This is a genomic window from Bacillaceae bacterium S4-13-56 (genome assembly GCA_040191315.1).
Classification (GTDB): domain Bacteria; phylum Bacillota; class Bacilli; order Bacillales; family JAWJLM01; genus JAWJLM01.
The window spans coordinates 1-14,373 of record JAWJLM010000097.1 but is presented as its reverse complement, the minus strand read 5'-3'; the positions used below and the strand labels follow the sequence as shown (position 1 = coordinate 14,373).

Here is a 14,373-nt window from a genome sequence, read left to right as displayed (position 1 = left end):
GGCATACCTGCCTATTTCAGTCTGCGAAAGTTGAGTATTAAGAAATTTTAATTTTATATTCTATTAATAGCGCCTGATCCTTTTTCATATATTTATAGACAGAGGAAAATAATGGGGATAAATAGAATCTTAAATGAAAATGAATGAGCGGATTTAATTATCTGAAGGAAGGGGAGATCGATGTGGAGTTTGAAGATTACCTTAGGCAGAAACATACGTTAAACAAGGATGAAAATGAATGAGAAGAAATTTCTGTAAAACAGTGCAGTATCTTAATAGATTAGAAAACATGCGCCGTGAAGGGATCTACAATGAAAAGGAACAACTTGATTCCACTTTAGAGGAAAGAATCAAAGAGCGGTACAAGGACTGGAAACACTACAAAAAAACGATCGAGTATTATCTTTCTTCACAAAATTATTAGAAAAAAAAGGACCAGGCCTTCGTACGCTAAACCTTTAACTTTCTGGGGAGGGGAGGTCCTAGCATTCATTAGGGAGGAATGAACATGTATTCAAGATTTTCAAAAGAACATTTTGTTAGTAATGATGAGATAAAACTCATGACTGCCGCGTTATATGAAGCAAAGGTCAAGGATGATGAAATTCTGCGTGTTTTGATGAAGGTATGTGATATGGACCGAGAGCAAGCAATGAATGCCTTCCAAAATGAGAAATTTATTTATTCTCCTTGTGAAAAATTATATCAATATTTAATTTTGGAAAAGGGCTTAGACGCCCATAATGCGGATGTGTTTGTTCGTAAACATGCGAAGCCTACACTAGCAGGGGATGTTGAATTAAGCAAATTACCCCCAGCTAAATTGTTTGACGCTATTAATAAGGCTAGAACATAGAAAAAATAGAGTGATACGATGTACTGGTCAAACTCACGAACAATGGGACTCTGTTTGAAAGCAAACGCTCTATTTAGTGCCAGAATCTGCTTCATAAAAAAGGGCCAGACCCTCAGTACCTTAACCTTTACGTACTGAGGGTCTGGCCCTAGTGTTTATCTTATTTTGTTGTTTCTAGTGTCTAATGTTACGGATACATTATAAGTCTCTATTCGTCCAAAATCACAAATCCAAGTTAATAAAGGGCGAATAGCAGGCCTCTATTCACCTAAAATCAAATAATTAGGACTGAACAGAATAAATAATGGATTACTATTAAAAAAATACCAAGATACCTGTCCGGCCCTGGAGCGTAGACAGGCTCTAGGTCAACCACCAACCTTCTAACAGTTATTTAACCTGCTGCTTAAGGATTTTTCCGCTTGCGTTTCGTGGGAGTTCGTCAACGAATGAATAGATGCGTGGACGTTTGTAGTCAGCAAGATAGTCGCTGGCATAGGATTGTAATTCTTCTTCGGTGACGACACCTTTACGAACAATGACGGCTTTTACCGTTTCTCCCCATTCCTCGTTCGGAACTCCAATAACGCAGGATTCAAGCACTCCTTCATGCTTGGCCAACACTTCTTCGATTTCTCTTGGGTAAATATTAACCCCGCCGGATATGATGACATTCTTCTTTCGGTCCACGATGTACACATAACCATCCCCATCTTTATACGCGATATCCCCGGTGTACAGCCATCCATCTCTGATAGCTGCTAAAGTCTCGTCTGGATTATTGTAGTATTCCAGCATTAAACTGTCGCCGGACAATATGATTTCGCCGTACTCATTAGGACCAGTATCTTCCCCTTCTTCATTCACTACCCTTAACTCCATGTTTACAGTCGGATATTTCCCAATGCTGCCCGCTTTTTCAAGATGTTCCTGTGGGTGTAGCAAGATCCCGTTAGGACCTGCCTCTGTAAGTCCATACACCTGATAAAAGTTATCGTTCTGAAAGGCTTTTTTGACAAACTGATAGGAAGCAAGGGCTAATGGTCCCCCTCCATAAGCAAACACTCGCATGCTCGACAGGTCATAATTCTTAATAGTCGGGTCTTTTGCGGCTAAAAGATAGGCGACGGGTGCTGCGAAAGAAAAGGTTGTTTTTTCCTGCTCAATTAGAGATAAAAAGGTTTTTGGTGCAAAGTCTCCAATAACATGGGAGGCTCCACAATAAAGGCCACTCATGAAAAAAGTATTTAAAGGGGCAGAGTGGGACAAGGGCATCAACGTTAGCATTTTGTCTTCATTGGATAAGGAAAAATTAAGAGAAACTGCATTTGCAATGGCCAGAACCCGTTCATGGCTGAAAAGGACACCCTTCGGAATACCGGTAGTCCCTGATGTGAACAAAATTTCACAAATGTCTTGCGGGCCAATAGATAGGTTCAAATCTTCTGTTGGATAATGTGATGCATCTTCTAAAGCATTTTGAATCGAAAAAGAATGCCTAACAGATACAGAATTTAGTGCATTGGAAACGGTCTCTTGAAGCTCATTTTCAAACAAAATTCCATCAGCATCACAATTCGTCAAAATGGAAGCGATTTCATTTGGAGTCAAGCGAATGTTCATAGGCATTGGTACAGCACCTATTTTCATTAAGGAAAAATAGGCGTAAAAAAAGTTCTCGTTATTTCTTGCCATGACTGCCATTCTGTCTCCACGCGAGACCCCTTGCTCCTGCCATTTCCTGGCCATCTGATTGCAACGATCATTCATTTCCCGATAACTAAGCCGGGTTCCCGAAGTAATAAACGCCTCCTTTTCTCCATACTTTCTTGCATTCCTTTCAAGCACCCCATGAATCGTAACTGTCATCTAATCCTCTCCTTTTTTATGTTTGTCCTGCATAAACGGGCAGTAATACCGCCAACCTCAAGTCTTAAGTGAAGCGAAAAGAGTAGGTGAGGGTATAAACTACCTGGAAGGCCCAAAGTGTCCCAAGTTAAGCCGGGGGGACAGGTATCATGTCCATCCAACCGTCTTTCGTCAAAGAATCGTGTGGAGACAATATTAATTAGAAAATTCTCCCTAGTTTATCCATCTTCTTGTTGGTATTTTTGTTTGTACGTTTGTATTTCTTGTTTGAGAAGTTGGAGTTGGTGAATTTGTTCGTCGAGTTCTTGGAGTTTGCTGTCGGCGTGTTGAATGATTCTTTTTTTCTCTTCTGCACCTTGTGGGTTAGTTTCGTAAAGATCGATCATTTCTTTAATTTCCTGCAGGCTGAATCCGAGTTTTTTCCCGCGGAGGATCATTTTCAACCGGCGGCGCTGTCTATTAGTATACACCCGCTGCTGGGTAGGGCTGTCCCGGTCCTCGGAAGTAATCATCCCTATTTCCTCGTAATATCGAATGGTTCTCGAGCTAATATCAAACTTGTTGGTGAGCTCGCTTATAGGAAAAAGTTTTTCATTCTCAGGCATCTTGTTTTCCTCCTAGGATTTTTCTCTAGTTGACGATTACGTAACCTTACCCTTATAATAAGTTTAAATATTGCGATTTGTCAAACTATATCTCAAGGAGTGAATAAAAATGACCATGTCATCCCAAGGAATGGAAGTAAAATCTGGCAATACGTACAGCTTTGACGATTTTTTAGAAAAAAGAGAGGGGTTTGATTGGTATCGGGATGATCCCTTTTTACAAAAGTTGGTGAAGCATTATACGGGGGCTAGTTTTGAAGGAATTCATGAGAATGTGTTGCGGTTTTCGCCAGTGGTTTCGCGTGAGTGGAATGGGCTGGCGGAGTGGGGAGCGCGTCCTGAGGTTCGGCCTTATATGCTTCATTATGATGCGTTTAATCACCGGATTGACCGAGTTGTTCGGTCGACGGAGGTACACGAGTTGGAAAAGGGTGTGTTTGGGGAAGGGCTTTTTTCTGACAAAATGAATCCGTGGGAAAGTTTTGTGAAAAGGATGTTGATTCACCAGCTGGGGGAGGCGGGGGTTGCCTGTCCGTTGACGTGTACGCACGGGCTAGTGGGGCTTTTGAATGAGTTTCAGGATCCCGATTATCCTGAGCTTCAGGAGATTTTGGAGCATACGAAGGAAGGGATCGATGGGGATTTTGGGATCGGGGCTCAGTTTATGACGGAAATTCAGGGTGGATCGGATTTGCCGGCTAATATTTTGGAAGCGGTTCCAGAATCGGACGGGAAAAATTATCGGTTGTACGGGAATAAATTTTTCTGCTCGGTGGTCCATGCGGATTATTCTGTGGTCACGGCCAAGATTTCGGGCTCGAATAAAGTGTCGACTTTTATTGTGCCTTCGTGGCTGCCGGGGAATAGGAAAAAAGAGATTCGAAATGATTATCAGATTAACAGGATCAAGTGGAAAATGGGGACTTCGGAGGTGCCTACTGCGGAGATTGATTATAACGGAGCGGTTGCCTATCCGATTGGGCCAAAGGATCGCGGTATCGCGGTGGCTGTTGGGATTGTGTTGACGCTTTCTCGGTTGGAGATTGGCATTGCTTGTTCCGGATTTATGCTTAGGGCTTCCCGAGAAGCTAATTTGTACAGTGATTTTCGTACAGTTTTTGGAAAAAAGGTGAAGGAGTATCCGCTTGCGGCCAGCAAGTTGAAGCTTCTGGAAAAAGCTGCGCAGCGCACGACGGTGGGAGCATTTAAAATTTATGATCTCTTTTTGCGTTTAGAAAAGCCGTTAAATCCGGGAATTCGTTCTGAAGGGCCGTTAGAATACAGGAAGAAGTTATTTAATTTGCGTGAGCTTGTGTTGCTGCAGAAAATTGGGGCGACTAAGGAAGGAGTCGAGGTGCTGCGGGAGGCGGTTTCGGTTTTTGCGGGACACGGAGTAATGGAGGAATTTTCAAGCCTGCCGCGTCTGTTCAGGGATGTTGTTGTGAATGAGCAGTGGGAGGGACCGCGGAATCTGTTGTTAACGCAGATTTACCGTGATATTCAAAGAGTTATAGACTGGTATCCGTCTGCTGATTTCATTGCAAATGTGCTTGAGGGAGCGGAACAAGATACGATTACGGAATTTGCAGGGAAGCTGGAATACCTTTTAGGGCAACCAGTTTTGGGTGACGCTAGTGAGGATTCTCTTCAGGCTGCTCTGGAATGGGATCAATTCTGTGAAGACTTATTTAAGACCTATCAGGAAATTGCACTGGAAGAGATAGAATAATGTGTTGGTGGGTGTGTTGGTAGGGACGGTTCTGACCAGCACAGTGGTCCTACCAGTGTGTAGCCAAGAACCGTCCCTACCAATCATGAGAAATGTTATGCGTCTAATAAAGGACCCTGGTACTTAGGGTCCTTTTTTGATGTGAATAAACAAATGGGGGGTTAGAACTAGGACTGAAACCTTTTGAAATAGAACCAAGTTGGAGCAGTTCTACTAGTAAACTTTTTGTTCATACGTACTATTAATGGTCAAGATCATAGGAAACTTCCTAAAAATTCAATTTTCTATGGTAAAATAGTGTTAAATATTGCGTTTATGCAGGGGGTTTCACACTTTTATGTCTTGTCCATTCTGCCAACAAGATAAATTACAAATAGAACTAGAAAACAATCTAGCCATTGCGTTCTTTGACAAATACCCAGTCCAAAAAGGTCACCTTCTCATCATTCCAAAAGACCATGTGGAGACCTATTTTGATGCAATAACTGAACAGATCATGGCCATTCATGAATTAATCCAACAAGGGAAGGAACTGATCGATCAAAAGTTCCAACCAGATGGCTATAACATTGGAGTCAACGTCGGAAAGTACGGGGGGCAAACGGTGCCTCATCTTCATTTTCATCTGATTCCTCGTTATGAAGGTGATGTAGAGGATCCTCGTGGAGGGATCAGAAAGGCGATTCCAAATTTAGTTTCATATCCATAAAGGGGGAAGAGAAAAGTGAGTAAACTTCCTAATGCTGATGATTTTAGATCTCAAATTGAAAAGATAAAAATGGATAAGAAGTCGGGAGGTGCAGAATTCGTAGACATTGTTTCAGGAGAACTGCACAAAATGCTTGGGGGATATCCTTCCAATAATCATAGAATGGCAACTTGTTGTGAAGTCATGTATTCTATGAAAAAACCATCTGATGAAGTCTTATATGCTCCGCCCAAGGGGAAGGGTGCAACATTAAAAATTAGATATTACTTGTAAACAAAAGAGCATAGAAAGAAAGGGAGAACTCCATGCCAACCTATAATAAACTAGTCCGTGACCTTATCCCACAAATCATCGAAAAGTCGGGCAAACAATATACAACAACAATCCTAGATGACAAAGAATACATAACAGCCCTACAAGCCAAACTTCATGAAGAGTTACAAGAATACTTAGAAGCAAAAAATGATCAAGACGCCACAGAAGAATTAGCTGACATTCTTGAACTTATCCATGCTCTTACCAAGGTCCATGGTTCAACTCCTGAAAATCTAGAAGAGATAAGATCACAAAAAGCTGCCAAACGCGGTGGGTTCAACGATAAAATTTTCTTAATTGAGGTAGAAGATGAGTAGAATTCAATTGGTAACCGAAAATGTTGGAGAAGAGATTATTCGTGGGATTCAGCAGGCTACATCCATTTATATTCTAACTTCCTTTATCATGAAATCTGGTGTGGACATGATCAAGCCACACCTTGTTGAAGCTGCCAAGCGTGGAGCGGACATCAAGATTTGTGCAGGGGATTATCTATATATCACTCAGCCTGAAGCTTTAAAGGAGCTAATTCTACCAGAGTACAAAAATGAGGAGGTTCGGCTTTGGAGGAGTAATGGTGCTTCCTTCCATCCAAAGGCTTATTTATTCAAGGATGTGCAAGACGGTACATTCATCATCGGCTCCTCCAATCTGTCTAGGTCTGCTTTAACATCAGGAGTGGAATGGAATGTAGCAATGGACAAGGAATCAGCACCAGATACCTTTGAAGTTGCTGTGGAAAAATTCCTCACAACCTTTTATGACAGTCAAACTATCACTATAAACGAGGAAACTGTTAAATCATACACGTTAAAATACGATACCTATCATCAAAAGCATCCGAATCTAGCAAAAAAATGGGCCGAACAGGAAGAGATTGAACTAATGCTTCCTGTAGAAAAGCCACAAACCAAGCTAATAGAAAGAGTGATTGATCCACCAGAGACCTATACAACGGAAATAGAACCTAGGCCGGCACAGCAAATGGCACTAGATGAACTAGAAGCAGCAATGGAGGAAGACTACGACAAAGCCATGGTCGTCATGGCAACAGGTCTAGGAAAAACTTATTTGGCTGCTTTTTTCGCACAAAAATTTCATCGTGTGCTATTCATTGCTCACAGGGAGGAAATTCTTTTCCAAGCTCAAAAGTCTTTTCAACGTGTCTTACCTGAAAAATCAACCGGGATCTACAATGGGAAAATTAAAGAGGGAGAAGCGGACCATATTTTTGCATCTATCTTCACGTTTAGCGCCAAAGAGCATTTGGAGATGTTTCCACGTGATCATTTTGACCTTATCGTGGTGGACGAGTTCCATCACGCGGCTGCGACCTCTTACAAAAAAGTTCTAGAGTATTTCCAACCAAATTTTTTGCTAGGTATTACTGCTACTCCTGACCGTATGGATGGAAAAGATGTGTATGCCATTTGTGATGGGAACGTGGCTTTCCAGATGCATTTTATTGAAGCCATTGAGAAAGGTTGGTTAGCTCCTTTTCATTATTTTGGTGTATATGACGAAACGGATTATAGCCAAATTACATGGTTAGGCTCAAAGTATGATCAAAGCGAACTTTTAGCTGCTCAATTACGTGAAGATCTGGCGCAAACCATCCTGGAAGGTTGGGAAAAACATAAACAGTCAAGAACACTGGCTTTCTGTTCTTCTATTAAACAAGCTCAATTTCTATCAAACCATTTCAATCAAAATGGATACCATACAATCAGCCTTACTTCAGGAACAGTAGATATAAGTAGGGATGAAGCCATTCAAAAATTAGAGAATGGAGAGTTGGATGTTATCTTTACGGTGGATCTGTTTAATGAGGGAGTAGACATTCCGCCAGTAGATACGCTTCTTTTTACCAGACCAACAGAATCTTTGACAGTTTTCACTCAACAGGTGGGCCGCGGCCTTCGTTTGCATAATGAAAAGACACATTGTAATATTATCGATCTCATTGGGAACTACCGAAATGCTGACCTTAAGCTGAGCTTATTTAATTTGGAACGAGATCAGGCGGAAGGAAAGAAACGTAAGGAAGTAGTACCTATCATTCCTAGCAACTGTTATATAGATTTGGATGTTCGAGTGATTGATTTACTTAAGGAATTGACCAAGAAAAAACAGCCAAGAAAGGAACGACTTCTTCATGCTTACCAAGAGGTGAAGGAAGAACTAGGTCGACGTCCAACCTATTTGGAAATGCATCTCTATGGAAATGTGAATTCCAAAGAGTTTAAGCAGGAATTCAAATCCTATGTTGGATTCTTGAACTGGGCAGGGGAGTTGAATGAAGAAGAAAGCAAAGTGTACGAGAAATATAGTGGCTGGTTAGAGGAAGTTGAGAAAACCGGAATGGCCAAAAGCTATAAGATGGTTCTCCTCTCTTATATGTTGAGTCGAGGAGAAGACGGATGGCACTTACCAGTCCGACCAGAAGAAGTGGCAAACTATTTTCATTCTTATCTAATGGAAAAAGAATATAGAAGAAAAATAGATTTTTCGGATAAAACGACAAAACGATTGTGGGAGTATGATCAGAAGAAAGTAGCGGATTTAATTTCTAGAATGCCTATGACCAAATGGAGTGGAAGTTCTGGAGAGTTGTTAGTTTTTGAAGGTGGATTATTTGGACTTGGATTCGAGGTGGATGAGAGGGATCTTGTTGAGTTATACAAAATGACTAGGCAGGTTTGTGAGTATAGGTTGCATGGATATTTTGAGAGAAAAAATGAATCTACTAGGCCTTTAATTTAATTTTTCTTTTTCAGTTAAAAAGTAAGATTAAGGACTAATAATAGTAAGGTATGTTTCCTTACACTAGACACGTAGAAACCGTCTGTCTGCTGACTAGAAAATAAATGTAGTAGCCCTTGAGAATGGCGTATTTACGGTGTTATCAGGGGTTTCTTTATTTTTTGATGGTAGGTAAAGTTATAGATTTTGAGTGTGTTTTAAGGGATTAACCGTTTAGCAAAAGAAGTAGTTGTTGATGGTCATATTCTGGGTTGAGTGTATATCAATAAATTCCAATTGTTCATTGTTATTGTTCGTTTCTACGATTATAATATATAGTATACATTAATAAATATTAAGGAGGTGGGTTCATGGACTATATTACGACAAAAGAAGCTGCTGAAAATTGGGGTTTAACCGAACGCCGAGTACAAGTCTTATGTAGGAAAGGGAAGATACCTGGTGTAGCCAGACTTGGCTGGGCATGGGCCATACCTAAAGATGCAAAGAAGCCAGAAGATGGTAGATATAACAGGAATAGTGGCAAAAATAAGTAACGGATGGTGAAGTAATATGGCGATGAAAAAGAGCGAGCTATATAGTAGATTATGGAAAAGTTGTGACCAATTAAGAGGTGGAATGGATGCCTCACAATATAAAGATTATATTCTCGTGTTACTGTTTATGAGATACGTAACAGATAAATATCATGGGAAAAGAGATGCGCTCATAGAAGTACCGGAGGGCGGAAGCTTCCATGATTTAATAAAGCTAAAAGGTGACAAGGAAATTGGTGATAAAACCAACGTTGTCATCAGAAAAATGGCTGATGCTAACGACTTGGTAGGTGTTATTACAGTTGCTGACTTTAATGATGCGGACAAGCTTGGTAAAGGTAAAGAAATGGTTGATCGCCTTACCAACTTGGTGGCAATTTTTGAGGATCCTGAGCTTGATTTTGGCGGGAATGGTGCAGATGGAGACGATATTCTTGGAGATGCTTATGAGTACCTAATGAAGCATTTTGCCACTGAATCTGGAAAAAGCAAAGGGCAGTTCTACACTCCATCTGAGGTTTCCAGAATCATGGCTAAGGTTATAGGTATCGAGAAGGCTAAAAGTCAATCTCAGACCATTTATGAGAGAATCATTCAGAAATTGATACAATTTAATGAACCTCAAAAGTGCTATGCATAGGGGTATGCAAACTCAAAAAGGGGTGTGCAGTGTTGGTGGCCGGATATTCCGGTTATTTTTTTAAGTACGAATGTATTTAAATGAGTATATCTATTCAAGGAAGGAGACCATGAAATATGATTAATTGGAGAAATATCCGTGTGCATAACAATTCACAAAATAATGCCTTTGAAGAGTTGATCTGCCAATTTGCACGACACGACCCACCCAGTAATAATAAGAAATTCTCACGGTTAGGTACTCCTGATGGTGGAGTCGAGTGCTTTTGGGAAATGGCAGATGGCACAGAAATTGGCTGGCAAGCCAAGTATGTTTTTAATATAGATGACCTGATTTCCCAAGCCGATAAGTCAATCAAAACGGCAATGAAAAACCATCCGGCAATGGTTAGTTATATCATAGCGGCACCTTTTAATTTGCCCGATCCACAATACACTCGCAAAGCTGGAAGGCCAGTTAAAAGTGCAAAAGTAAAGTGGTCAGAGAAAGTAGAACAATGGAAAAAAGAATTATCACCAGAAGGCTGTTCATTAGAAGTCGAGTTATGGGATGAATCCTATTTAAATGATTTACTAACAAAACCTCAAAATGAAGGTTTGAGATATTATTGGTTTAATGGTAGCGAATTTACATCTGATCGCTTCAAAGGTATTATCGACGCAGCCTTAGCTGATTTGGGGCCACGATATACCCCTGAATTAAATATAGCATTACAGATGTCTTCTTTCTTCGACTACTTGATTCATAATGAGCGTCCTCTCAAAATTTTTCAAAAGTACCGTCTTGACTTAAAACGTGGTTCAGAAGATATCCTTGCGTTATGTAATAGGACCAAGAGTTTTACTGATATCTCTAAAGAGCATACGGAGCTATCACAATCATTGGATGAAATCCATGAAATCTTGAAGATAACATCGTATTTTGAAATGAAGGATGTTCAGCTTTCTGATTTGATAATGCATCTAAAAACCTTAGAAGACGTTGTTTCATCAATGTGGGGAAAAATCGAGGATAATCTTAAAGAAACAGAATTTCGAAATTCTCAGTATGAGAGAACGCTCAATCAGATGTTTATCCTACTCGATGAAGGTAAAAACATTTTTTCGCGGCATATCGAACTCATTAATTACCCATTTATGATCTTGCATGGCGAGCCAGGCATAGGAAAATCACATTTATTAGCTGATGTTTGTCTCAAACATGCTCAAAATGGAATACCATCTGTGCTTCTTCTCGGAGATCAATTTTCGAAATCGACTGATCCACGAGAGATTATCAAACAAAAACTGCAATATTCAGGTAGTTTTACATCGTTACTTCAGCTACTTGATTCTATTGGACAAATCCATAAACAACGTATCCTTATAGCTATCGATGCTCTTAATGAAGGCGAAGGAACAGAGATTTGGTTAAAATACCTTGCTGGGCTAGAAACTGAGCTTAGCAATTACTCGTGGATAGCATTGGCTGTAAGCGTAAGGACAGATTACATTGAAGATATCATCCCGGTGAAATGTCGCGAAAAAATGATTTTGATCGAGCATCAAGGATTCGATGAAGCATACGATTTCGCATGTGAACACTTTTTTGAACATTACGGTTTAGATATTCGAGTACCTACATTCAACAATGAATTTAATAATCCACTTTTCCTGAAACTATTTTGTGAGTCCTGCAAGGATATTGGTTATACACAAGAACTGCCTTCATTACCCAAGGTCCTTGACGGTTATGTTAAGCATTTAAACGAAAAATTGTATCGAAAATTTAGATACGAGAAGTCCTTAGAACTGGTAGGCGTTGCCATGCAACAATTAGCTGAAGCGCTAGTTTTATCCGGTTCATATTCTATTCCATATTCTGAATTACAAGGCAAGGTAGAGGCTACAATAAATAGGAGACTAGGAATTGCTTCACCACCTGAATATTTCAGTTTTGTTGACGCCCTGATTAAGGAGGGTGTTTTTAGAGCTTTTTCTGGCTATAGAAGTTCAGAGAAAAGCGTCGGTTTTGCATATGACCGTATGAAGGACTATAATACGTTGCTTTACTGGTTAAGACAGAAACCAGAAGACGTTGATATCGCTGATTATATAGAATCCTCACCTTTTTTTGAAAAAATCATGCAAAATGGACACTATGGTCACCACACTATGATTGAACTACTCGCCATAATTCTACCCGAAATATATAAAAAAGAAATCGTTGAATGCATCCCTGGTGGCAAGATCACGCGATCAACTCTAAGAGCGTTATTAAAAAGTTTTCAGTGGAGAACTACAATTAATAACGTTCCTAAGATTGGTGCGTGGCTTATTGATATTTCAAAAGATGATGTGGATTTAAAAACAGCGATAATAGATGACTTGCTTCCCGTGGCAGCAGTACCACAGCATCCCTTCAATATGGAATTTATCGCTGGGAGTTTTTTGCATCCCGAAAGCATGCCCCAATTGGATACATGGTGGACCCCACATATTAACAAGAAATATGATGATTATGAAAATAACATCTACAAACGGATAGTCAAATGGTGTTGGAGAATTGAAAGAAAGAATCCATTTGATAGTAGTACTAGATTCTTACTTGGTTTAACCTTGAGCTGGCTATGTTCTGCCTCAAACCGTGCCTTGAGAGATCGAGCTACAAAAGGATTAGTCTGCATCTATTTAGGGCACGTTGATGAACTAACCAAACTTTTGACCGCCATGAATGATGTGAATGACATATATATCAGGGAGAGAATATATGCGGCCGCGTACGGAGCCGTTGTGTATGAAACTGAAAACGCTAAAGTCAAAACCTTGAGCGACCTCATTATTCAGGATTTTTTCAATGACATGCCGGTCTATCCAAATATCTTGATAAGAGACTATGCAAGGGGGATTGTTGAGTATAGCATCCACTGCTGGAATTATGGTGTGGATGAATTAAAGGATGTTGAGTCCAAGATTAGGCCACCTTACGGAAGTCAAATGCCAAATAAAATACCATCTGATGATGAAATTAAAATTATAAAGGATAAATATGCTGATAATTACGGTTTTTATAGTATAAGGTCTTCAATGGACACGGGGCAGAATTATGGTGATTTTGGCAGGTATACTTTTAAGGCAGCTCTAGACGACTTTGTTGGAATTAATATTAAGAATATGGAAAAGTGGTGTTTCTTGCGAATTATGGAACTGGGATATGATCCAAATGTTCATGACAATGAGAAACTTCGTTATGATGGACGGGGAAGTAACCGTATAGAAAGAATTGGGAAAAAATATCAATGGATGGTATTTCATGAGATACTCGCATTGGTTGCCGACAACTATTCATTGGAAGGCGAAAACTGGTACCAGGATAAACTAAGTGCCCCCTATAATGGACCATGGAACCCTAATGTAAGAGATATAGACCCAACACTATTAATTGGTGATAAAAAGGGATTGAGGTTCAAACAACCTCCCAAAGCTTGGTATAGCAATTTCGAATACCTTCCAGTTGAACAAGATGGCGCAGAGTGGGTCAGTGAAGAACTGGATATTAAAGATGAACTATTATTAATGGTAGATCCTAAAGGGGTTGAGTGGGCAGTATTATGCTATTATCCGTTTTGGAATGAATACCCTGCTGATTTCGGCGATGACATCAAATCAGAAAATAAGTCGATGCGCGCTTATATTTTCTCGTATATAACTGATTATAAAAAACCTCACACTTTCGAGGTAGAAGGGATGAATGAACTTAATTGGTATAATGTATTTGCTGGAGAGTATTACTGGTCACCGGCTTATCATGAAAATCAGGGAATATATGGTTCAAGCGAATGGGAAAAGGTCGCATTGAAACACGGCAAAACTATCGATGTAATGCAAACAACACAGCGTTTCATTTGGAAAAAAGGTGCAGATTTTTCAAAAGAGGACTCTATTGCTTATGATATTCCGACGGAATTAATTTATAACAACATGGGTTTAAAAGGCTCTCCTAAATCAGGATATTACTATTTAGATGGTGAGCTTGTCTGTATGAATACTAGCATTAACCACGAAGCTAATCATCAATTGTTGATAAGGAAAGATGTTCTTGAAAATTGGTTAGAAAAGAACAACCTGAGGATTTATTGGAGGATAAAAGTCGAGAAGTATCTTTCTGAAGGCCGAATACATGATACGAAGAAATGGGCCGATTTTGAGGGGTGGTACTATTTGGATGGGAAGAAAGTTAAAGGAGAAATTAAACGCGTTGCGGGTAGTGATTGATAGGATTCTATATTAGAGCCAACGGACAAAAATCCAAGACCCTTGATAATACTGGTTTTTCCAAACCCAACTTGTGAAGTTGGTACCGTAACCTCTTG

12 protein-coding genes are annotated in these 14,373 nt (G+C 39.9%); 10 read left to right on the top strand and 2 right to left on the bottom strand.

Going from position 1 to position 14,373, the window contains the following annotated elements:
- The first annotated feature begins 238 nt into the window (after positions 1-238).
- Together RZN25_16700 and RZN25_16695 are read left to right on the top strand one after the other, a co-directional pair.
- Positions 239-424 (top strand): hypothetical protein, encoded by a 186-nt coding sequence (locus RZN25_16700; GenBank protein ID MEQ6378453.1) that lies wholly within the window; start codon positions 239-241, stop codon positions 422-424.
- A gap of 84 nt (positions 425-508) precedes the next feature.
- Positions 509-856, top strand: a complete 348-nt coding sequence (locus tag RZN25_16695) for a hypothetical protein (GenBank protein MEQ6378452.1) — start codon at positions 509-511, stop codon at positions 854-856.
- 390 nt (positions 857-1,246) lie between these two features.
- Here the strand turns inward: RZN25_16695 and RZN25_16690 are convergent, their stop codons facing one another.
- Positions 1,247-2,725: an AMP-binding protein gene (locus tag RZN25_16690; protein ID MEQ6378451.1), complete on the bottom strand. Its 1,479-nt coding sequence runs from the start codon at positions 2,723-2,725 to the stop codon at positions 1,247-1,249.
- Between the two features lie 218 nt (positions 2,726-2,943).
- On the bottom strand, positions 2,944-3,330 hold the full coding sequence (locus RZN25_16685) for a MerR family DNA-binding protein (GenBank protein MEQ6378450.1): 387 nt from the start codon (positions 3,328-3,330) through the stop codon (positions 2,944-2,946).
- 109 nt (positions 3,331-3,439) lie between these two features.
- Here RZN25_16685 and RZN25_16680 point away from each other — a divergent pair, with 109 nt between their 5' ends.
- From RZN25_16680 to RZN25_16645, 8 genes are all read left to right on the top strand, one after another.
- On the top strand, positions 3,440-5,059 hold the full coding sequence (locus RZN25_16680) for an acyl-CoA dehydrogenase family protein (GenBank protein MEQ6378449.1): 1,620 nt from the start codon (positions 3,440-3,442) through the stop codon (positions 5,057-5,059).
- Between the two features lie 337 nt (positions 5,060-5,396).
- On the top strand, positions 5,397-5,768 hold the full coding sequence (locus tag RZN25_16675) for an HIT family protein (GenBank protein ID MEQ6378448.1): 372 nt from the start codon (positions 5,397-5,399) through the stop codon (positions 5,766-5,768).
- Positions 5,769-5,783: 15 nt separating this feature from the next.
- Positions 5,784-6,041, top strand: coding sequence for a hypothetical protein (locus RZN25_16670; protein ID MEQ6378447.1), 258 nt, complete (start codon positions 5,784-5,786; stop codon positions 6,039-6,041).
- A gap of 32 nt (positions 6,042-6,073) precedes the next feature.
- Positions 6,074-6,400: a nucleoside triphosphate pyrophosphohydrolase gene (locus RZN25_16665; protein ID MEQ6378446.1), complete on the top strand. Its 327-nt coding sequence runs from the start codon at positions 6,074-6,076 to the stop codon at positions 6,398-6,400.
- Positions 6,393-8,846, top strand: coding sequence for a DEAD/DEAH box helicase family protein (locus tag RZN25_16660; GenBank protein ID MEQ6378445.1), 2,454 nt, complete (start codon positions 6,393-6,395; stop codon positions 8,844-8,846). The genes RZN25_16665 and RZN25_16660 overlap by 8 nt, the downstream gene beginning before the upstream one ends.
- Positions 8,847-9,196: 350 nt before the next feature.
- Positions 9,197-9,382, top strand: coding sequence for a helix-turn-helix domain-containing protein (locus RZN25_16655; GenBank protein MEQ6378444.1), 186 nt, complete (start codon positions 9,197-9,199; stop codon positions 9,380-9,382).
- 16 nt (positions 9,383-9,398) lie between these two features.
- A complete protein-coding gene (locus RZN25_16650) occupies positions 9,399-10,022 on the top strand; it encodes a type I restriction-modification system subunit M N-terminal domain-containing protein (protein ID MEQ6378443.1) in 624 nt (207 codons plus the stop codon).
- 116 nt (positions 10,023-10,138) lie between these two features.
- Complete coding sequence (locus RZN25_16645; protein MEQ6378442.1) at positions 10,139-14,275, top strand: hypothetical protein; 4,137 nt, start codon at positions 10,139-10,141, stop codon at positions 14,273-14,275.
- Positions 14,276-14,373: the final 98 nt, after the last annotated feature.